The 20,749-nt window shown below is 51.7% G+C and carries 17 protein-coding genes and 1 pseudogene; 12 read left to right on the top strand and 6 right to left on the bottom strand.

Translation table 11 applies throughout. The annotated features are described in order from the left end of the window. Positions 1-75: 75 nt before the first annotated feature. From SYN7336_RS22510 to SYN7336_RS22470, 9 genes and pseudogenes are all read left to right on the top strand, one after another. Entirely contained in the window at positions 76-1,512 is a 1,437-nt protein-coding gene (locus SYN7336_RS22510) for a circularly permuted type 2 ATP-grasp protein (RefSeq protein WP_017328207.1), read from the top strand. 57 nt (positions 1,513-1,569) lie between these two features. Beyond that, entirely contained in the window at positions 1,570-2,526 is a 957-nt protein-coding gene (locus SYN7336_RS22505) for an alpha-E domain-containing protein (protein WP_026101237.1), read from the top strand. Positions 2,527-2,612: 86 nt separating this feature from the next. Next, positions 2,613-2,846, top strand: a pseudogene (locus SYN7336_RS32540) (transglutaminase N-terminal domain-containing protein); the annotation flags it as partial. A gap of 87 nt (positions 2,847-2,933) precedes the next feature. After that, positions 2,934-3,485 (top strand): transglutaminase family protein, encoded by a 552-nt coding sequence (locus SYN7336_RS32535; protein ID WP_227498706.1) that lies wholly within the window; start codon positions 2,934-2,936, stop codon positions 3,483-3,485. Positions 3,486-3,587: 102 nt separating this feature from the next. Beyond that, a complete protein-coding gene (locus SYN7336_RS22495) occupies positions 3,588-4,601 on the top strand; it encodes a saccharopine dehydrogenase-like oxidoreductase (RefSeq protein ID WP_227498564.1) in 1,014 nt (337 codons plus the stop codon). 468 nt (positions 4,602-5,069) lie between these two features. After that, entirely contained in the window at positions 5,070-6,356 is a 1,287-nt protein-coding gene (locus SYN7336_RS22490; RefSeq protein ID WP_017328203.1) for a S41 family peptidase, read from the top strand. A 130-nt stretch (positions 6,357-6,486) separates the two neighbouring features. Then, positions 6,487-7,665 (top strand): sulfate adenylyltransferase, encoded by a 1,179-nt coding sequence (gene sat, locus SYN7336_RS22485; protein WP_017328202.1) that lies wholly within the window; start codon positions 6,487-6,489, stop codon positions 7,663-7,665. A gap of 449 nt (positions 7,666-8,114) precedes the next feature. Beyond that, positions 8,115-10,358, top strand: coding sequence for an ATP-binding protein (locus tag SYN7336_RS28425; RefSeq protein ID WP_017328200.1), 2,244 nt, complete (start codon positions 8,115-8,117; stop codon positions 10,356-10,358). Between the two features lie 87 nt (positions 10,359-10,445). Beyond that, positions 10,446-11,081, top strand: a complete 636-nt coding sequence (locus SYN7336_RS22470; protein WP_017328199.1) for a hypothetical protein — start codon at positions 10,446-10,448, stop codon at positions 11,079-11,081. A gap of 37 nt (positions 11,082-11,118) precedes the next feature. On the opposite strand, the gene SYN7336_RS22465 is transcribed toward SYN7336_RS22470, so the two are convergent. Beyond that, on the bottom strand, positions 11,119-11,646 hold the full coding sequence (locus SYN7336_RS22465) for a hypothetical protein (RefSeq protein ID WP_026101236.1): 528 nt from the start codon (positions 11,644-11,646) through the stop codon (positions 11,119-11,121). A gap of 310 nt (positions 11,647-11,956) precedes the next feature. Between SYN7336_RS22465 and SYN7336_RS31355 the strand changes: the two genes are divergently transcribed. Further along, entirely contained in the window at positions 11,957-12,163 is a 207-nt protein-coding gene (locus SYN7336_RS31355) for a hypothetical protein (protein ID WP_156820285.1), read from the top strand. Positions 12,164-12,181: 18 nt separating this feature from the next. Here SYN7336_RS31355 and SYN7336_RS22455 read toward each other — a convergent pair whose 3' ends face one another. Continuing rightward, entirely contained in the window at positions 12,182-12,406 is a 225-nt protein-coding gene (locus SYN7336_RS22455; RefSeq protein WP_017328198.1) for a heavy-metal-associated domain-containing protein, read from the bottom strand. A 330-nt stretch (positions 12,407-12,736) separates the two neighbouring features. On the opposite strand from SYN7336_RS22455, the gene SYN7336_RS22450 reads away from it, so the two are divergent. After that, positions 12,737-13,576: a tryptophan 2,3-dioxygenase family protein gene (locus SYN7336_RS22450; RefSeq protein ID WP_017328197.1), complete on the top strand. Its 840-nt coding sequence runs from the start codon at positions 12,737-12,739 to the stop codon at positions 13,574-13,576. On the opposite strand, the gene SYN7336_RS31350 is transcribed toward SYN7336_RS22450, so the two are convergent. Continuing rightward, positions 13,577-17,623, bottom strand: coding sequence for a calcium-binding protein (locus tag SYN7336_RS31350; RefSeq protein ID WP_017328196.1), 4,047 nt, complete (start codon positions 17,621-17,623; stop codon positions 13,577-13,579). It lies immediately after the preceding gene. Positions 17,624-18,020: 397 nt separating this feature from the next. Between SYN7336_RS31350 and SYN7336_RS22440 the strand changes: the two genes are divergently transcribed. Continuing rightward, on the top strand, positions 18,021-18,500 hold the full coding sequence (locus SYN7336_RS22440) for a hypothetical protein (RefSeq protein ID WP_156820284.1): 480 nt from the start codon (positions 18,021-18,023) through the stop codon (positions 18,498-18,500). On the opposite strand, the gene SYN7336_RS22435 is transcribed toward SYN7336_RS22440, so the two are convergent. From SYN7336_RS22435 to aroF, 3 genes are all read right to left on the bottom strand, one after another. Further along, positions 18,497-19,012 carry a DUF4330 domain-containing protein gene (locus SYN7336_RS22435; RefSeq protein WP_017328194.1) on the bottom strand — a complete coding sequence of 172 codons (516 nt, stop codon included), beginning with the start codon at positions 19,010-19,012 and terminating at the stop codon, positions 18,497-18,499. The two genes, SYN7336_RS22440 and SYN7336_RS22435, sit on opposite strands and share 4 nt — an antisense overlap. A 213-nt stretch (positions 19,013-19,225) precedes the next feature. Next, a complete protein-coding gene (locus tag SYN7336_RS31825; RefSeq protein WP_017328193.1) occupies positions 19,226-19,390 on the bottom strand; it encodes a hypothetical protein in 165 nt (54 codons plus the stop codon). Positions 19,391-19,651: 261 nt separating this feature from the next. Next, on the bottom strand, positions 19,652-20,506 hold the full coding sequence (gene aroF, locus SYN7336_RS22425) for a 3-deoxy-7-phosphoheptulonate synthase (protein WP_017328192.1): 855 nt from the start codon (positions 20,504-20,506) through the stop codon (positions 19,652-19,654). Between the last annotated feature and the right edge of the window lie 243 nt (positions 20,507-20,749).

The following is a 20,749-nucleotide window of genomic DNA, read 5'->3' as shown; positions in this document are numbered from 1 at the left end:
CAGTCGCTAGACAACCATGGGAATAGGGTTCAGTTCTCCATCGCACTATGACTGATACCGTGTAGAGATGAAATTATGTGGTTAAGAGAATACGATCCAGAAGATTTTTATGATGAACTATTTGTTGCCAAAGGTGTAGCACGACCTCAAGCAAAATCTTTAATTGAGTGGATGCAGAAGTTAGGTGTCGATCGCTTGGAGCGGCAGCGAAAAACAGCGGAGATTGCCCTACTTAAAATGGGTGTCACTTTTAATGTCTATGGCGACAATCGCGGTGTCGAAAAGGTTTTTCCATTCGATATTATTCCACGCATTATTTCCGCCCAAGAATGGCAGTGGCTAGAGGGGGGGCTGCAACAGCGAATTAAAGCCCTCAATCTTTTTCTAAGTGACATTTACGACGAGCAGAAGATCGTCCAAGATGGGAAAATACCGGCTGAGCCGATCCGTACGGCTTCTGGTTTTTGCCAGCCTTGTGTTGGTATTAAACCTCCTAGCGATACGTGGTGTCATATTGTCGGAACTGACCTAGTGCGAGATAGTGATGGGCGTTGGTATGTTTTGGAAGATAATCTCAGAGTGCCCTCGGGAATTTCCTATGTATTAGAGAATCGCCGGGTGATGAAAAGCACCTTTCCCGAAATTTTTCAAACTATGGCAATTCAAGCAATTGATGAATATCCCAGCTATTTACTAGAGACCTTATTGGGATTGGCTCCTGCCCACTTACCCGATCCTGCCGTGGTGGTTTTGACGCCCGGAATTTATAATTCAGCCTACTACGAACATTCTTTCCTCGCACAGCAAATGGGAATAGAGCTGGTGGAAGGAAGAGATTTAGTGGTAGTGGATGGTTACGTGCAGATGCTGACCACCCAAGGTTTGCGCCGAGTTGATGTCATCTACCGCAGAGTTGACGATGAATTTTTAGACCCCAAGGTATTTCGATCGGACTCTCTGTTAGGGGTTCCCGGTTTAATGGAGGTGTTCCGACAAGGCCGAGTGGCGATCGCGAATGCGCCAGGCACAGGAGTGGCGGATGATAAAGTGATTTATGCTTACGTTCCCGAGATGATTCGCTATTACTTGGGAGAAGAACCGATCTTAGACAACGTCCCTACCTATCTTTGCTGGCAGGACAAAGATAGAGACCACGTGCTCAAAAACTTAGATCGACTGGTTGTGAAAGCAGCCAATGAAGCCGGAGGGTATGGCATGCTAATCGGAACGCAAGCAACAGAAGCACAAAGGGCAGAATTTGCCCAAAAGATTATTGCTAGTCCGCGCAACTACATTGCCCAGCCGACACTCAGTTTATCCAGAGTTCCCACATTAATTGAGGGTGTGGTCGAGGGACGGCACGTCGATCTGCGGCCGTACGTTCTCAATCGCGGCAACGAAGTTTACGTTCACCCAGGGGGATTAACCCGCGTTGCCCTTAAAAAAGGCTCTCTTGTTGTCAATTCTTCCCAGGGTGGCGGCAGTAAAGATACTTGGGTACTCACTCACTAGGGATAGAAAGTATAACGATCGACAGCAGAACATCAAACAATCAACAATGCAAAACCAATGTTAAGTAGAGTAGCCGATTCGATTTTCTGGTTAAACCGTTATATAGAGCGAGCTGAGAATGTATCCCGTTTTGTGGATGTAAACCTCAACCTGATGCTCGATTTGCCATCAGATATCGATCATCAATGGGATCCTTTAGTCTCTATCACAGGAGATGTAGAACACTTTAACAAATACTACGAAGAAGCTAATGCTCGCAATGTCATCCGCTTCTTAACCTTTGATGAGGACTATCCCAATTCAATCATCTCCTGTTTAAAAGGAGCTAGAGAGAATGCTCGCTCGTGTCGCGAGACCATTTCCTCCGAAATGTGGGAGGAAGTCAACTCGTTTTACCTCATGGTCAAAGAAGCAGCGCCAGAGCAACCCTTGGACGATCTGCCGAGCTTTTTAAGTCAAGTCAAGTTGGCCAGCCACAGTTTTGCTGGGGTCATGGATGCAACCATGGCTCATAATGAAGGGTGGCAGTTCGGACAAATGGGAAGATTTCTAGAACGGGCAGATAAAACCACTCGACTTCTAGATGTTAAGTACTTTCTTTTGCTCCCTTCTGTCGAATGGGTGGGTACACCTTTAGATCGAATTCAGTGGATTTCATTGCTGAAATCAGCGAGTGCTTACGAAATGTACCGAAAATTCCAACATCGCATTATTCCCAGTAGTGTTGTAGAGTTTTTGGTTCTCAATCGCCAGTTTCCGCGCTCGATCTATTTCTGTCTCCATCAATCCGAACAATGCCTGCATGCAATCACAGATACTCCCATCGGAACTTGGTGCAACCGAGCAGAAAGATCTCTAGGCAAATTATGTGCTCGCTTGGGATATACTACAGTAGACGATGTGATTGAATCTGGTTTGCATGAGTTTTTAGATGAGATGCAAAGTGAAATCAATAGTGTAGGCGATCGGATCTATACCACCTTTCTGACTGTGGAGAATAAAGTTCTAAGTTAAGTCAAGATTATGATTGCAAAAATACAGCCAATTCTATTGGTAGAACTTATTCTTCATATTCTCTTCGATCTGTTCGCCTCCATTCAATGTTGTACCAAATTAGTCATCAAACCTCTTACACCTATAGCCAATCTGTCAGCTTAAGCCCACACCTCATCCGACTGCGCCCCCGCTCTGATAGTTGGCAAAGACTACACGATTTTTCCTTGTCGATCGCTCCTCAGCCCCAAGGATGCTCGGAATTCATCGATCTCGATGGAAATAACTTAACTAAAATTTGGTTCGATCGATCAACCAAGCAACTCGCCTTACAGGTTCTTGCTAAAGTAGAAACTCTGGAAACCAATCCATTTGATTACCTTGTAGAACCTTGGGCAACAACAATACCCTTTGATTATCCAAGTTCTATGCTGAAGCAACTGCAGGCTTACTTGCAACCTTATAGCCCCATGCCCGATGCTTCTGTCTTAGAGTTAGCTCGAGATCTCGTACATGAAGCACGAGAAGATGTGCTGAGTTTTCTCGCAAGCATCAACCAAAAGATTTATGCAAATTGCGATTATATTACTCGAGAAACTGGACAACCTTGGCCTGCTGGGCTGACGTGGAAAAAAAAGCAAGGTTCCTGTCGCGATTTTGCCGTTCTGTTTATGGATATTTGTCGAGCTGCTGGTTTGGCCACTCGGTTTATTAGTGGCTACCAAGAAGGCGATCTCGATCTCGATGACGGAGATTTACATGCCTGGGTTGAAGTTTATCTGCCAGGGGCCGGATGGCGCGGATACGATCCCACGCATGGTTTGGCGGTTTGCGATCGCCATATTGCTGTGGCTGCTTCTGCCTTGCCTAAATATACTGCGCCAGTTTCTGGTGCAGTCAATCCCGCTTCGGGTCTGAGGGGCGATCGGCAATTACTGTCCTCTACCCTGCACACGCAAATCTCGATTTCGAGGGTATGAGTACTGGCGACAGATGCCGATCGCCCCTGCCCATTGTGAGGGGTGAAGGGCAGGAGTAAAATTGACACCCAAAGAGTCGAATGACATTGCGGGGTATCGATTGTGAGATTGGCTATTTTTGGCGCAGGCGGTTTGGGTCGCTCGATGCTGGATCTCGTGCAGTACAAGCAAGGGATGCGGGCGGTAGCGATTTTGGATCGATCGGGATATGTGTTTAACCCCGCAGGAATTGCTCCCCTTGCTGCTGACTTTGCCGGCTGCGCTCTGCACCCCGACGGTCAGTTGTGCGATCGCGCCATCGACCAAATTCTCAGCGATCGCGGCGATCGGATCGATGCCATTTTCCTTGCCTTGCCCAACCTGCCCAATCACTTCATCCCGTCAGTCATCGATCGCATCATCGCCTCCGGCTACAAAGGGGTTGTCGCCGATGCCCTCAAGCGCACGTCGGCGATGGCAATGGTGCTAGAGCGCTCCAAAGCATTGCAGCAGGCAGAAATCACCTATATCGCGGGAGCGGGAGCGACCCCCGGCCTGCTGACGGCTGCAGCGGCGATCGCCGCCCAAAGCTATGTCGAAATCCTCTCAGTGGAGATCGAATTTGGCGTCGGCATTGCCAATTGGGACCAATATCGCGCCACCATCCGCGAAGACATCGCCCACATGGACGGCTTCGATGTGGAATCCGCCCGTGCCCTCTCGGATGAAGAAGTGAAAGCACTGCTGGATAAAACCGACGGCAAGCTGTACCTGTCTAACATGGAACATGCCGACGATCTGATGCTAGAGTTGGCAGGCATTTGCCCCCGCGATCGCGTCACCGTCGGCGGCATTATGGATACTCGCAATTCCCGCAAACCCTTGCAAACCAACGTGCAAATCAAAGGCATTACCTTTGAGGGCAAGGTCAGCACCCATACCTTTACCTTGGGCAACGAAACCAGCATGGCCGCCAATGTCAACGGTCCCGCGCTCGGGTATTTGAAAACAGCCCAGTGGCTGCACGATCGCCATCTCTACGGCTGCTTCCATGCCGCTCAGGTGATGCCCCAATACAGCCCCGTCGTGGCGACTAAGCTGCCTCAACTGCAAGCACTAGCCAGCGTCACCGCTTAAGCACCTTCTATCCCTAGCTGACATCCTTCCGACACGATCGGGAGGATTTTTTAGTGTGAAATCCCCAATTGACCTGAGTTCGATAGCTCTGCATTGCCCTCACCCCCGGCCCCTCTCCCGAGGGAGAGGGGAGAAATAGCCTCAAACCCTCAACCTACCGTTCAATTCCTCCAAAGACTTGACTGTTCGATGTCCCGAGCCAAGCGATCGATTTAAGTATCGATTTAAGTAATGTTTTACCGGTCAAAATCTGTGCATTTCTGGGCAGAGTAGATTCAGCGCACTCTCATGTAGTTTTCAATACTTCTTAAGGTGGCCGTTGCGTGATACTTCCTTCTCAGTAAGAACAAACTATTTATCTCTCCACTCGCAGCCCAACTGTCACTTCGCGGTCGGGCGATCGCAGCAGCACTGAGATTATCTTTGCAACTGGATCGGCGATTCCCATCCCTTCGAACTCCCACCCCTATGAGATTGACCGACTTTTTGCTCTCTAGCACGCTCTCCGCGATCGCCACCGTCTTACTGACCGTCCCCTTCACCGCCCGCAGTTGGGCCAGTCCCCCCCTTTCCCCAACGGAACTGGTGGCGGAGGTGGCAGACATCGTGGATGCCGACCATCTCAGTGCTCGCGCCAGCGATAGCGCTTGGGCACAACAGCGGCGAACCTTGCTATCGCGAGACTATGCCACCTCCGAGCAAGCTTATGCCGCCATTCACTCTGCTCTCCAATCTTTTGCAGACCCCTACACCTACTTTCTCGAACCCGAGCATTTCCAACACATGCGGATGGCCAGCCGAGGGGATCTGGCAACGGTGGGCTTGAGCTTGAAGCTTGACGAGCGGGGACGTCCAACGCTCGCCTCCCCTCCCCCAATCGATTCCCCCGCGTTTGCCTCGGGGCTGCAGCAATACGACATTATCTTGGCTGTGAACGACCGCAGTACTGCGGACCTGACTGTTTACGAAACGCTACGTCGCATTCGCGGCCATCGCGGCACCGCAGTCACCCTCGAAGTGGAACGGCAAGGAGGCGATCGCTTAGTCGTAGAGATGCAGCGGGAGGCTTGGCAGCGACCTGCCGTGAGTTACGAACTCCACCGCCAGGGGGATCGCGAGATTGGCTATATCCGACTGACCAAGTTTACCGACCGAACTGCTGCCGACATGCAAGAGGCGATCGACACCCTCGAAGCCCAGCAGGTAGACGCATACCTCTTGGACCTGCGCTCCAATCCGGGGGGAATGCTGGAGGCTAGTACCGACATTGCCGAGATGTTTCTCGATGGCGGCACGATTGTGACGCTAGAAAATCGCGATCGCGTCCGTCGGATTGTCGATCGCCGCGAGCCCCTGACCGATAAGCCCCTAGCAGTCCTGGTCGATCGCGGTTCTGCCAGTTCTAGCGAAGTCTTGGCGGGAGCACTCCAAGCTGCCGACCGGGCCACAATTGTGGGAACCCCCACCTTTGGTAAAGGCATTGTTCAAATGATGTACCTCCTATCCGATGGCTCCTGTTTGACGGTTACCTCCGCCCGCTATCGCACGCCAGACGGTCGCGACATCCACCAACAGGGACTGATCCCCGATTTAGAAATCGAACTGTCCGATTCTGCTCGGCTGCAGTTGGCCCGCGATCGCGCCGCCATCGCCACCCCCTCCGATACCCAATATGCTGCCGCAGTGCGAGCCCTGTTTGAAACGCCAGAGACGAGCGAGGTGCTGACGGCAGTAGAACTGGCCGCAGTACAGTAAAGACAACCCTTGCCCTGCCTGGGAAATAACCTACTGCCCCGCCCGAAATCTCGGTGAGAGAAAAAGCCCCGAGCAGGTTACCCTGTTGTTGTAAACTTTCTTCACGATTCGTAGCAGGAGGACCTCACCGATGAGCGTACAGTCCCCCGAGACTATCGCCCCCCATGGCGGTACGTTGGTCAATCGCATTGCCAGCTCCGAGCAGCGGGCCGAAATTCTCGCTCGGGCGGACTCCTTGCCGCGCGTGACCCTCGATGCCCGTGCCCAGTCGGATTTAGAGATGATCGCGATCGGTGGCTTCAGCCCTATTACCGGCTTTATGGGCCAAGCGGATTACCTCTCCGTCGTCACCGACATGCACTTGAGTGACGGTAACGTCTGGTCTATCCCCGTTGTCTTGCCCGTCACAGAAGCGATCGCCGACAGCCTCAGCATCGGTCAAACCATCGGCCTGCAAGACGCGACCGGTCGCCTGCTCGGCACCATGGAACTGAGCGAAAAATTCACGCCCGACAAAGAAAAAGAAGCCTTTTACGTCTACCGCACTAAGGAAGAGAAGCACCCTGGCGTTAAGGTGATTTACGAACAGGGCAACGTCAATTTGGCCGGTCCCGTCACCCTCTTGCAACGGGATCCCCATCCCCTCTTTCCCAGCTATCAAGTCGATCCTGCCGCCTCTCGTGCCGCCTTTACAGAAAAGGGCTGGGAAACCGTTGTGGGTTTCCAAACCCGTAACCCCATCCACCGCGCCCACGAATACATTCAAAAATGCGCTCTAGAAATTGTCGACGGTCTCTTCCTGCATCCTCTGGTGGGAGCCACCAAGAAAGACGATATTCCTGCTGACGTGAGGATGCAGTGCTACGAAATCATGATGCAGCACTACTTCCCCCAAGACCGCGTCATTTTGGCGATTAATCCCTCGGCTATGCGCTATGCCGGTCCTCGCGAAGCCATCTTCCACGCCCTCATCCGCAAAAATTACGGCTGCACCCACTTCATCGTCGGTCGCGATCACGCAGGCGTAGGCGACTACTACGGCACCTACGACGCCCAACATATCTTCGACGAGTTCCAGCCGGACGAATTGGGCATTATCCCCCTCAAGTTCGAGCATGCCTTCTTCTGCAAAAAGACGGGTACGATGGCCACCAGCAAGACCAGCCCCAGCGGTCCCGAAGATCGCGTGCATTTGTCCGGCACCAAAGTGAGAGCCCTGCTGCGAGACGGCAAGACCCCTCCTCCAGAGTTTTCTCGTCCCGAAGTGGCTCAGTTACTGGCCGAGGTGATGTCGGCTCGGGAAGCTTAGACACCCGGACCGAGCGGCGATCGCTGCTCTGTGCTGACTCGTCCCTGCTGGGAGGATAGCGGCGCGAGCGACAAATTGTAACCTCGATGACTGCTCTAAGCGGCAATTGTGAGTAATATACCTTCGATAATCTCCTCAGCCAATTGAGAAAATTTTCACGGCCACATGCTCCTCCGAGATAGATATCTGAGGGACAATATCGAGCATTTGCACTGGGTACTTTCAATCGCTTGCCAGGAGACTGACTATGTCATAAATTACTCGCTCCAGAGGCGTTTTCGATTGTACGCAATGCCAAAGAGTTCACGTTACTTTCGGTGCTGCTAATCGAGAAGCTGTGTTTTTAACTGCATTGTGACTGTGCTGTAGTATACAATTCAGTATCCTGACTGATGCAGCGAAAACTTTCAGCAGCGAAAAAATTGTCGATTTCGTCGAGCAATGCTTCCATGACAACCGCTTTACCCCTTCCCTCGCCGAAGGGCAGTATCCTGATTGTGGATGGCGGACCAGAAAATTTGCCTTTCCTCTCCGTCCAACTTGCGGCCACAGGTTATGAGATTCGCAAGGCAACCAGCGGAGAGATGGTACTCGGGGTATCGCGATCCGCTCCGCCCGATCTGATTTTGCTCGGCATCGAGCTGCCGGATATAGATGGTTACGAGGTCTGCCAACAACTCAAAGCTTCTCCCTCCACCCGAGAGATTCCAGTCATTTTTCTCAGCAGTTCGGTAGAATCCTTCGACACCGCGCGCGCGTTTGCAGTCGGAGGCGCTGACTACATTGCCCAACCAGTTCAGCTCGAGGAGGCGTTGGCTCGCATTCGCCACCAATTGGACTTGCGCGAGGCTAGGGCCGAGCTGCATTCCCTCAAGTCTCGCTCGGAGGAGCGAGTCTGGCAGCGCACCAGTCAGCTCCAAGCCCAAGTCGAACGGGAACGCATCCTCAACCGAGTCGTGCGCGTCATGCACCAGTCCCTCGACCTGTCAGAGATTTGCGCCACTGCCGCTACGGAGATTGGCCAGCGATTGCAGTTGGAGCGGGTGGAGATTGCGCAATATCGGCCCCAGGAAAGCCTCTGGCGCGGATTGGGCGGCTACCGCCGCGATCGCGATTCCTCAACTCCCGCCGGTTTCGAGATCCCTGACGAAAGCAATCCTGCAACCGAGAAGCTCAAGCAGTTGCAAAGAGTGTACATTCGCAATGGGAGCCGCTGCCGAAAGCTGGTTAGCCAGCCTCTAGCCCAGCAGTTTCCGGGGGCTTGGCTATTGTTGCCGCTACAGAGCGGGGCAGGAGTTTGGGGGAGTTTGGCTTTGATGCGAGAAGTGGGGCCTTCAGTCTGGCCGAAAGCGGATGTGGAACTGGCCGAAGCGCTGTCCGATCGCCTATCGATCGCCATTCAACAGGCGGAGTTGTATGCCCGAGAGGTTCAGCTCAATACCAGTCTAGAACAGAAGGCTGAAACCCTCGCGCAGCAATTTCAGCAGGCTTTGCGTTTCGAGACCGCTCGATCGACAATTGCCAATAAGATGCGCAACAGTCTGGACCAAACGCAGATTGTCCAAACCGCCGTGCAAGAGGTCGCGCAGGTGTTAGGAGTGCAAAACTGCTATGCGGGGCTGTACGACTTACAGCAACGCCGCGCCCAGGTGACTTACGAGTTTTCCACTTCCTCCTATTCCTACCGCGATCGCCGCATTGACATGGATTCTTGTCCCGAGATTTACGATCAATTATTACAGGGGCAGTCGTTTCAATACTGCCCGCTGCCGGTGAATGGCGGCCCGCCAGCGATCGCGAAATTGGCCTACCCGATCGCCGACGAGCGGGAGGTGATTGGCGATTTTTGGGCTATCCGCGCTGCTGGAGAAGCGTTTAGTGAATTGGAGCAGCATTTGGTGGCGCAGGTGGCCGACCAATGCGCGATCGCGGTACGTCAATCCCGTCTCTACCAAGCGGTCTGTCACCGCAGCGACGAACTCGAAGAACTCAATCGCTTGAAGGATGACTTCGTCAGTACCGTATCTCACGAATTGCGATCGCCGATTGCCAACGTACACATGGCCCTGACCATGATGCGCACGATTCGGTCTGAGAAAAAGCGAGAGCAGTATTACGCCTTGGCTTTGAGCGAATGCAACCGCCAGCTCGAACTGGTGGGCGATCTGCTCGATTTACAGCGATTGGAAGCCTATCGCTATGCCTTTCAGATTGAATCGATCGAGCTTCAGCCTTGGCTGGAGGAGATGCTGCTGGCGATCGAGGTTGAGGCTGGCAGCAATACTCAGCGCTTGATTGCGAATGTGCCGGAGATTTTTTTGGACTGCGATCGCGCCTGTCTGGCTCGCATGCTGCGGGAACTGTTACACAATGCGGTCAAGTACGCCCCTCCTGAGGGGGAGATTGACTTGACGGTCACAGAAACGAACGATCGCGTCTCTTTTGCAGTGCGCAATGGGGGCGAACTGCCTGCAGAAGCCTTACCCCGCCTGTTTGAAAAGTTTTATCGCGTACGCGACAGCGATCGCTGGCAGCACGGCGGCACGGGGCTCGGTTTGGCGCTAGTCGAGCAAATGGCAACACAATTGCACGGCAGCATCGCAGCCCAGAGTGCAGGGGGATGGATTACGTTCGTACTCGAGCTGCCAAAAATACAGCCGATCGCAGCAGCAGGCTCGGCCCTCGACCCATGACTGGCGAGCCGACGCAGCGGAGTGGTTCCTGCTGCAGGGGATTCGCTAGACTGAGGCAAGCTTAGCTCAACTGGGCAACTGAGGCTGATGAAGCGCCACCTGCGACAGTTAGAACACATCCTCAACCAGCAGCTCGATGCGCTGCACTGTCTCGCACGCGTGCAGCAAAAAGGCCCTATCTTAGAAGTGCTCGTGCGGCACATCCCCGGGGAAACCCTCAACAGCCAACAGCTCGCCGAAATCGTGCATGCCGCTCTAGATGCAGCCTTTGCCCCCGATATTCGCAAAGTCAATCTCTATGCCCAACCCCTGCGCGATCGCGATGGGGAGCCCAACTGGCTCGCATCGTTTTCTTACGAAGGCATTGACGATGATGAGTTCTCCAACCGTCGCGAGCTGCTGCGGCAAGACTTTATCACCTTTCGCATTATCCTCATTGCCCTTGGCATTTTGGCCGTCGGCCTCTATGTCTTCGACCCAACTCCCATCAATCTAATTCCCTCGATCCTTGCCCTGGGACTAGCCTTCGGCTTCACGCCCCTCAAACGGGAACTCGATCGCAGCGGTCGCCTCTTCGCTCAAAAAGTCTTGCTATTGGGGGGCAGTATTTTGCTGGGTATGTCAGTTGTGTTTTTGGTTCAAACCTTCACCGACACCCTCAGTCTGGTGGCGATCGCCCTTTTGCTCGGTTTGTCTGCCGTTCGCCTGGGCTGGCGCTCGTAGCAATTGCGTCGAACCTCTACGACACCACAACACCTCGTCAAAAGCTGCGGAACCGAGAACAAGACAGGCCAAAACATCTTCTGAAGGGGAAGCCCGACCGACTGAACGCACCCGCCCTAGAGCGCGATTCCAGTGTCAGTGCCCGCAAAAAATCTTCTTCAGCCAACTGCAATCGCTGGCGATTGCGCCGTTCCTGTCTCTCCTCTAGGCGATCGCGCCGTTCCTGAATGGAGGCTTGAAACTCCAGACGAGCCAAATCGGTGGAGTTCTGAGTCTGTAACTGCTGCTCTTGCTGTGCCAATTGTGCTTCCCGCCGATCTAAATCCTCTTCTCGCCGATCGAGCTCGGCATGAGCCCGCAGCAGTTCCAAATGCACGCGATACTCCAATAGGGATAGCGTCGGTCCTTCCTCTTCGGCGATCCGATCGACCATGCCGATGGCATAGTCCCAATCTTGCCGCACCACCGCCTGCTCCAGCAGTGCTCTAGAGGCTTCGTTAGCGCGAACGGGAAGTACCATCAGGACGGCTGCCACGATGCCGAGGGTCAACGATCGCTGAAACATGGCTTGAAGCTCCCAATCAACACAACTCTTGCAGACAGACACTCCCACTCTATTTCTATTGTGCGATCGCCTTGCCCAATCTAGGCTGCTCCATCCCGCAGCTTTAAAGATTCTTTGGAGAGCTGCGAGAAGATAAACCTGAGGCAATGGCAGCCTGAGAATGCCCGTCATTGAGTTGCATTCTGACGATCGACAGCCCGCGAAGAGAGCTCGGATCGGAGATACTAAAGATGCGCAGGACTCAACAGGATATCCTGACGCGATCGCATTGCACCTCTGAGTCGCTGCCAATGATTTGAAAGGAGGCAACATGAGTACTTCCCTTCACCATCCTTCTCGCCACCACCCTACCCCCGCCAATGCTCCTCGCCATTGGTACGGTACTCCGACTAGCGTTGGAGATTGGGACGAAATCAGGCTCTCTCCACAAGAGATGTTCGATGTTCGACCTCAGTTAGACATCGGTCGTGAGTACGATCCCGAGCGCCAATTCGACGACGAGGACGAGCGCCATTAGGGGAGCTGCGCTAAAGGGCTATTCAGCAGGCGGATAGCCTGCGGCAGAGAGGGTCTGACGGACTGAGAGTTCTGCTTGCTCTGGGGCGGCAAAGTCTGCCGAGAGGGCGATTTTGACCTGCTTGGTTTTCGGATCGGCGTCTACCGACGCTCCGGCATCGAGAGCGGCGATCGCCTGAGTGATGTTTTCTACGCACACCGCGCAAGCTAGTTTCGGCACGGTGAATTCTAAGACTGCAGCCATCAGTTTTGTATCGCTAACAATTTGCTCGCCATCATATCTCTGTTTTGGCTGGGGCGGCCGGGAAATTGAAGGGGTCTAACCTGAGTTCGAGAGCTCTGCATTGCCCTCACCCCCGGCCCCTCTCCCCAGGGAGAGGGGAGAAACAGCCGCAAATGCTGCTTGCTGGGTTTTGAGCCTCAAGTTACGGCTGATGCCACGCTTTGCGAGGGGGCTTGGGAATGAAGGGCAAGCACTTGTCGAACTGACATGTTCTAGGTTTGACCTGGCTGTATCGTTCGGGGTGGAGAGGGCGATCGCTAGAATGTCAGCGTGCCTTTCTTCGCTTTCCATATGCCAATTCCACAGAGTTTCCAGCCACTACCTCCCATCGACCCCGAGCGGGATATCAGCCAAAACCATTATTGGAGCTATCACGGTCTCGATCGCTTGCTGCAGTGCAAGCAGCCGGTGACGGCATCGCGGGATGAAGATCTATTTATCGCGGTTCATCAGATTTGCGAGTTGGCTTTTCACCAAGCGATTCTGGATTTGGAGCGGACTTTAGAGGCGATCGCTGCTGCTCTGCAAGATTCGGGCGATCCAATTATCAGCGATACGACTGAAGCTTGCTATTTTTTTCGTCGCGTCCTCGACCTCTACGCCATTGCCAATCGGGCTATGCCTACTCTGGGCACGATGCGCGCTTTTGTGGAATTTCGGTCTAGCATTGGCCCCACCAGCGGCTTTCAATCGGTCCAATTTCGCCGCCTCGAAATTATGAGTGGGGTGGGGGAGCCTTATTGGCGGGGCGGCACTCGCGATCGCGCGGGGAATTTGCATCCGGCTGAGCTGGAGTTCGAGCGTCGCTATGGCGATCGGGTGGGGGAGTGGTTCGAGCGCTATCGCGACTACAATCTGGTGTATTTTTTCGAGCAATTATGCGATCGCGCTGCTGGAGAGACTCGGACGGAGCGAATTGAGGCTCTCAAACGTCACGGATTTGCCAAGCCCTTGTTAGAGCAATTGGCTGATTACGATGAGCAAAAGCGTCGCTTTCACCAGGGACATTTGGGACTGGCCGTACAGCAACTGTCGAAAGTGGGAGTAGATACAGGGACGGGGGGGACTAATTATCGAGAGTATTTATCGAAATACAACCGTGAAGTAGCCCCTCTTTTTACTGGACTATAATCACACACCGACAAATGTCAATGCACTACTCTGTAGTGAAAAATCATCAAGCACTCCATCTAAATTAAAGAGTCGAGCAACTAAAACATGGCCTGTAGGAATACCATTGTCGATCTCAAATATTGCTGGCAGGGAGATAGATCCAAACAAATTTGTCTCGTATAGAATATCAACCCCTGATAGACTTCCATCCCCATTCGTGAATGGATCTAATGCAAACGATCCTTTAGAGCCCGATAATTGAATTCTATCTCCCTCAGCAGGATTAAAATCTTGTATGATTGCAGTTCTTGATTGATCGTATAAACGACCTTCAACTGAAGAAGACTCTATTAATTCAAAAGTATCTCCATCCTCACCTCCTACAAGGATATCGACAAACGCCTCCAATGGACGATCCATTATAAAACTTCTACCAATTGCTCGGAGTGTATCTTCGCCCTTGCCTCCATGTATGATATTGCTATCGTTTAAAGGATCGTTTCCAAAGAAATTCCCATTGATTAATAAGTCATTTCCATCATCACCTTGTAGGATATCCATCCCACCCCCTCCAATAAGGGTGTCACTATGGGAGCCTCCAACAAGGAAGTCGTCATTACTTCCACCAATCAAAGTGTCTCTTCCTGAGCCTCCGATTAAGGTATCTCTACCTATTTCTCCATATAGAAAATCTGCATCATTTCCACCAATTAGACTATCGTTACCAACTCCGCCGAAAAGAAAATCTCGCCCAGATCCTTCTTCGAGTGTATCTTCGGTTTGGTCATCTAAATAATTGCGATCGCCAAATAGAGTATCATTGCCACCTCCACCGACGATGGTGTCACTACCATCTCCTCCATATGCTGTGTTACGGAAAGTAGTTAAAATACCACCAACTATCTGGTCAAAGGTAAGTGAGAATGTGAATTGAGTGTCGAGAAGTTCTGCATTAAATCCAAGCCTAGATTCGACAAATAATAGATCGTTACCAGTACCTCCATCGATAATATCTACGCCAAGGCCCCCAATGATTTCATCATTTAATTGACCACCGAAGATAAAGTCGTCTCCACTTTCACCTCTTAGAAGGTCTTCACCAGCGCCAGCTTCAGATTCGTCATCTCCTAAGCCCATGCCTCCAGTGCGATCGCCAAAGATCCTATCTGCGTGAGAACCACCAGAAATTTCGTCGTTTCCATCGCCACCAAAAATGATATCGAGGTCAGCCCCGCCATCAATTACGTCATTTCCATCATCTCCAAAGATAGTATCTAGACCTCCACCTCCCCGGATGATATCGTCATTATCCCCTCCCTCAATGGTATCGTTTCCACCATTACCGAATAAAAGATCTTCACCCTCTCCGCCAAATAATTCATCGTTGTTAACTGTACCGCTTAGAGTGTCATTTCCTTCGAGACCATTTAAAGAAACTCTGCCGCTAAAGGCTCTGGCAAAAAGGCGATTATTACTTTCGCCACCAGTTAGATAGACTTCTTCAACTCCGATGAGTCTGTCGCGGCCAACTCCTATCAAGAAGCCATCAACTGCATCACTAAACAAATGGAAATTGACGTCGGCCTCCTCAATAACGCGATCTATACCTTCGCCACCATTGATTATGTCAGCCCCCAATCCTCCGCTCAATGTGTCGTTATTTGCACCGCCGCTCAAGTTATCAGCCCGCTGGCCACCAATGAGTAAATCTCGACCGAGACCGCCCTCAATCGTCACGTTGCCGGTAGTGAATGCAGAGGCATTAACAATCGAACCAGGCTCGTCGCCTGTGTCGCTATCCGCTTCACTATCTATAGTAATCCGAATTCGTTCGATACTCTCCAGCTCGTCCCGTTCGGCGATCGTTGCCAGTGGAGTTGCCTCAGGAAGTTCTCTCAGATCGAGTAGGTTCTCGATAGGCTCTACAACTCCTATCGCTAAAGCATCATCAGTCAGGACAAAATCTGTAGTGCCAGAAACTTCTAGGTAGTCTCTACCTTCGCCTCCTTCTAGGCGATCGTCTTGACTACTTCCTACTAGCGTGTCAGCTCCCCCTCCGCCACTGAGGGTTACACCTGAGACAGTAAATTCAGAAGCGTCTAAAAGATTCCCTCTTGCGCCACCCGACAACTGAACCTGTTCGATATCGATCAGTTGGTTGATTGTATCCCCACTAATCAATTCCCCATCAAGGAGATACTGATTCTCATTTGACTCGTGGTAAAGCAGATCGATGCCACCTCCACCATCGAGTACATCGCTACCTTCCCCATCTGTAAAGACATCATCTCCAGAACTACCAATTAACGTGACTTCGCCACTAAATTGCGAAATATCGAAGGTTCCGTTGATTGCAGCAAATTGGCTGAGAGTCAGACGAGCATTTTCAACTCCCGACAAATCACTGGTTAGAATTTCACCCGATATAGTCGTCAATGCTAGTACATCATCGGTCAATTCATAACGAATAAATTCCTCGTCAACGACGAGCGTATCGTTCCCAGATCCGCCTCGAATCTCTTCGGAACCTCCTGAGGTGCTAATTTCGTCGTTTCCCCTGCCGCCATCGAGAATGAGATCGCGATCGAATCCTTCAATCGTATCGTTTCCACTACCACCAAAAATTCGATCTTCTCCTCCTCTTCCTCTTAGTGAGTCGTCTCCTCCATTACCTCGAATAATTTCAGATCCAACACCGGCAAAGACTGTATCGTTGCCATCGCCTGCAAAGAATCTGTCGCGATCCCCTTCAAACGAAAGACTAGCAAAAAGAAGATCGTCTCCACTGCCACCAAATACTGTGTCATTACCTCGATCTAAGGTAACAGTATCGTCTCCACTTCCCAGATCGATACGATCGTCTCCATCACCTGCAAGAACATCATCATTTCCTCCTCCAGTTTTGATGGTATCATTTCCACCATTTGCTCTGATTGAATCGTCACCATCGTCACTAGTTTCCCCAAACTGACTGTCTCCAAAAAGCATATCGTCACCATCAAATGCAACGATAAAGTCACTACCATTGCCTCCAATCAGCGTGTTTTGGCCTACACCACTAGCAAAAATATCATCCTTTCCATCACGACCTTCAACTAGATTATCACCACCGTTAACAAAAATTCGATTGTTACCGTGATTGCCTAAAACAGTATCATTACCATCAAGGGCAAAGACATCGTCATCATTATTCCCTTCACCAACATCAACATAGTTATCGCCTTCACCAGCTGATATACTGTCTTTTCCTAGACCTCCAAAAATTCTATCACTGCCACTTTCTCCAAAGATATCGTCGTCACCATCACCACCAATAATGCTGTCGTCACCTTCTTCCCCAACGATAAAGTCATTGCCATCTCCTCCGTCCAGTGTGTCATTTTCACTTCCACCTCGAAAGAAGTCATTTCCTTCTCCACCCACAAGGAGGTCTGCACCGCCTTGGCCTTGCAAGTTATCGTTTCCACCTTCCCCCTTTAGAGTGTCATTGCCATCGCCAGCAAAAAATGCGTCACTATTAGGCGATCCTAAAAATTCATCATTTCCACCACCATTGTCTGTAATTAAGGTTTCAAGCTCTGCAGTAACGCCAGATGCACTATGAGTATTATCTGCACTGTCAGATGTCGTAACAAGAATCACAGTCACATTGGAAAGAGTATCAGTCTCTATACCATCAGTAACTGAGCCATCAGTTATGATTACAGAGCCGTTGAGAAAAACCTCACCATTGCCGTTCGACAATACATCATCACCTTGACCTCCTACTAATAGAGTAGGAACTTCTAAAGAGCCAGTTAAAGTGTCGTTTGCAGTACCGCCACGAAGAATGACTAAGCCTGTTCTATCGGGAAAAAACTGACTGTTAAGCGAGACGGCACTGATTGAAATAGGCCCTCCAACGTTAGTGACTTCAATAGCATCAAAATCAAAAACTAATCTTCCGTCTAATGCTGGTTCCAGCTCGAATTCGATTGGGTCGCCACTTGGAAAGAAAATACCTCCATTGCTCACAGAGGTATCGACGCTTGTGTTTATAGAGAGAAAGGTTTGATTGGAAGGCATGATGGTTCGCGCTCTATTGATTGTGGCAATCTAATGAAGTCCAGAAAAAATTACTTGCCCCTGGATTGATGATATTTTTTGACAGGAAGTCAGGACATTAGACCGAAAATATCACTCATGCGATCGTAGTAGCATCATTAGGAATACGGAGCGATGTTTGCTTTTTAGCAATGAGCTAATGCTTTTATGTAAAAATACTCAGATATCTGAAGCTCAGACTTGTTCGGTAACACTTGTGCTGAGATTTCTCAACTTTAAAATTGCTCAAAAAACAAACTTCGTAACGATCGCCCTCAGATCCCTCGCGTTTACCGATCGCCACCAACCCTAACTGGGCAAGCGCTAAGGTGTGGGGAATAATTGAGATGGTTGCGAGGATGTTTAAATGTTGGAGTTGATGAGTAGGCCAGTCAGAAGCCAATTGTTCAAAGCCTTGCTAGTGGGAGGCGCGATCGCCCTTTTCACCCTGCCCGCCGCCCGAGCAGAGATAATCCGGCGCTCTCGCAACATCCCAACCGACGACCCCGGACGCTTGGCTCCCTCCGCGCCCCCAGTCTCCACTCCACCAGCCGCATCCCCTCCGGTAGAAGAAGCATCAACCCCCATCACCCGCACAGCTCCAACAGCCGAGGAAGAATTACCCCCCATCGTCCCCGAAGCCCCGATAGAAACTGACGATCTCGCAATTGACTTCGAACCCCTGCCACCCGCAAGCCCAGGTGGCACAACCCCCTCTGGCAGCGGTCAACTCTCGCAAGCAGCCCTCGATCGCTGGCACATTCGCAATAATGTTTGCAATGGGGCACTGACCCCGCAAGAACTCAATTCGCTCTTTCCCAGCATCAGCAGTGCCCTCGTTCGAGAAGTCTGCCGCTAACTAGCGTCTAAAATGCGCACGTCCATGACGCTGCCTCGAACCAAATAGTCAAACGTTTCAATTTCAATCGGCACGCCAACCTTCACCTTGCTATTGCCCAACACCACGCCATCATCGGTAATGGAAGCATTGCCCGCTATCGTCAGTACAATATCCGCACTATAGGCTTCCTCTGCCAACCGCTGAATCTCGCCATTGGGCAACACCACCGGCACTTTGCGGCTGACATCTTCCACCCCCATCACCTCCACTTGGCCATAGGGCTGATTGCGAATAATCAGATTGGCCCTACTCCCCGGCTCGAAGATATCCATCGATCGCAAGCTCACCCGGCGGGCCATTATATCCACCTCTACCGCCTGAGTGGATCGGTTTCCCGATACTACCGACGCAGCCTGATTGCCCGGAAACAGAAACACGGCTGCCACCGCGATCGCCACGATGAGAACAGCCCCAAGATCGATAATGCTGACCTTGCCGAACAATCGCCCTCGATTATCAATCAATACCATCACAACCTCTCAAACGCACCAGTCCCAGTCTAATCGCCACCAGACAGGACGAGATAGATCTCGAACTGTGGCGGGGCGATCGCTCTGAAAGAACAATGCCCGCTACTCAATAACAGCAGCGGACAACGCCAGACGCATCGATTCAGTTAAATCTTTGAAGACGGGCCGAGCAACCACTCGATCGACACGAGTTAAAATTGAATATTGACAGATTTAGTGTAATTGAGAGTTCAGGTTCAGCATTTCTACCAGGAGGTCTGCCCGCTGCTTGTTGGAGTCAGACTGAATGGCAGCCCTGACGGCAGCGGCCTCAGAAGGGGCCAAAGACTCAGAGCCGAGGGCGTATTGCACAACTGCTTTGATGAGATCGAAGTCCATAGCTGTTTAACTCCAATGAGTGGCAATGGGTAGATTATGCCCCCTCTATTTAGGGGCGGATCTACGTGTACGCGCATAAGATTCTTGAAGTTCGAGTAAAGCAGTTGTTCCCATCTAGAGGTTACTCCTGCGCGCTCCTTCTATACGCCTGACATAGAACCGTGGTAACCACTATAAAGATGGTGTAAGGAAATGTCAAAGACTCCGTAATATTACTGAATAATTTTTTCGAGTTTAATTGAGATTACCTGGCTGGTGGCATCAAACGGCCACGGGCAAGGGAGCAGAAGTAGCCGGTAAGGTTCTGCCAACAGCAGCAGCGATCGCAGGCAAACTGTCAGCCAGGGCAGTCATAGCATCGAGAGATAGGGCTTGGCGAGCATCGGAGACAGAGCGATCGGGCTCGGGGTGGCATTCTACGATCAGGCCGTCGGCTCCACAGGCGATCGCCGCTTTGGAGAGGGAGGCCACCAGCTCGCGACGACCGGCGGCATGGGAGGGATCGGCAATGACGGGCAGGTGAGTGAGTTGTTTGAGGGCAACCACAGCCCCGAGGTCTAAAACATTGCGAGTATAGGTATCGAAACTGCGGATGCCTCGTTCGCACAGGACAACATTGGGGTTGCCGCTGCTCATAATATATTCGGCGGCCATGACAAATTCTTCTAGCGTGGCGGCCAGACCGCGTTTGAGCAGCACCGGTTTCTCGATCTGGCCCACCGCCTTAAGCAAGTCGAAATTTTGCATATTGCGGCTGCCAATTTGCAGCATATCGGCACAATCGGCGATCGCCTCCACCTGTTCGACCGCCATCACCTCGGTCACCACCGGCATGTCGTAGGCTCGTCCTACATCGCGCATAATCTCTAAGCCCGCTCGCCCCAAGCCTTGGAAGCTATAGGGCGAAGTGCGGGGCTTGAAGGCTCCCCCCCGCAGCATTTGGATCGGGCTGGGAGCTAGGTGGGCGGCGACAGCCTCCATTTGCTCGCGACTTTCGATCGCGCAGGGACCGGCAATGAGGGTGATGGCTTCTGTGCCGATGGCGAGGCGATCGGTAATGGCGATCGCGGAGGTGTGGCTGGGGGTTTGTTTGCGGGTCAATCGAGCGTCTTTCATGGTAAAGCCTCTGGATATTGGATGGTGAATCTGCAGGTTTAGCAATAAAAAAGCCCGGTACCGCAGGGGTCCGGGCAGTGGGTGCAAGCGTGCGACTGTCTACCCGGACCTGTGTCCGAACCAAAAGCAGAAGCCGCTAAAAAATCGGCGATCGCCGTCTCGAATGTTTGTCGTATCGGCTGAAGTCACGGAGAATTCCCTCTCTTAAAAACTGAAAAGACCCAAGCAAATGTGCGTTGGGTC

Source organism: Synechococcus sp. PCC 7336 (assembly GCF_000332275.1).
Classification (GTDB): domain Bacteria; phylum Cyanobacteriota; class Cyanobacteriia; order Thermostichales; family PCC-7336; genus PCC-7336.
Note: the sequence above shows the minus strand (reverse complement) of the source record. Positions and strands in the feature narration are given on the sequence as shown.

Bases quoted from the DNA above. Each gene is read 5' to 3' on its own strand.
- SYN7336_RS22510 (WP_017328207.1), top strand. From the start codon at position 76: ATGTGGTTAAGAGAATACGATCCAGAAGATTTTTATGATGAACTATTT.
- SYN7336_RS22505 (WP_026101237.1), top strand. From the start codon at position 1,570: ATGTTAAGTAGAGTAGCCGATTCGATTTTCTGGTTAAACCGTTATATA.
- SYN7336_RS32535 (WP_227498706.1), top strand. From the start codon at position 2,934: ATGCTGAAGCAACTGCAGGCTTACTTGCAACCTTATAGCCCCATGCCC.
- SYN7336_RS22490 (WP_017328203.1), top strand. From the start codon at position 5,070: ATGAGATTGACCGACTTTTTGCTCTCTAGCACGCTCTCCGCGATCGCC.
- sat (WP_017328202.1), top strand. From the start codon at position 6,487: ATGAGCGTACAGTCCCCCGAGACTATCGCCCCCCATGGCGGTACGTTG.
- SYN7336_RS28425 (WP_017328200.1), top strand. From the start codon at position 8,115: ATGACAACCGCTTTACCCCTTCCCTCGCCGAAGGGCAGTATCCTGATT.
- SYN7336_RS22470 (WP_017328199.1), top strand. From the start codon at position 10,446: ATGAAGCGCCACCTGCGACAGTTAGAACACATCCTCAACCAGCAGCTC.
- SYN7336_RS22465 (WP_026101236.1), bottom strand. From the start codon at position 11,646: ATGTTTCAGCGATCGTTGACCCTCGGCATCGTGGCAGCCGTCCTGATG.
- SYN7336_RS31355 (WP_156820285.1), top strand. From the start codon at position 11,957: ATGAGTACTTCCCTTCACCATCCTTCTCGCCACCACCCTACCCCCGCC.
- SYN7336_RS22455 (WP_017328198.1), bottom strand. From the start codon at position 12,406: ATGGCTGCAGTCTTAGAATTCACCGTGCCGAAACTAGCTTGCGCGGTG.
- SYN7336_RS22450 (WP_017328197.1), top strand. From the start codon at position 12,737: ATGCCAATTCCACAGAGTTTCCAGCCACTACCTCCCATCGACCCCGAG.
- SYN7336_RS31350 (WP_017328196.1), bottom strand. From the start codon at position 17,623: ATGCCTTCCAATCAAACCTTTCTCTCTATAAACACAAGCGTCGATACC.
- SYN7336_RS22440 (WP_156820284.1), top strand. From the start codon at position 18,021: ATGAGTAGGCCAGTCAGAAGCCAATTGTTCAAAGCCTTGCTAGTGGGA.
- SYN7336_RS22435 (WP_017328194.1), bottom strand. From the start codon at position 19,012: ATGGTATTGATTGATAATCGAGGGCGATTGTTCGGCAAGGTCAGCATT.
- SYN7336_RS31825 (WP_017328193.1), bottom strand. From the start codon at position 19,390: ATGGACTTCGATCTCATCAAAGCAGTTGTGCAATACGCCCTCGGCTCT.
- aroF (WP_017328192.1), bottom strand. From the start codon at position 20,506: ATGAAAGACGCTCGATTGACCCGCAAACAAACCCCCAGCCACACCTCC.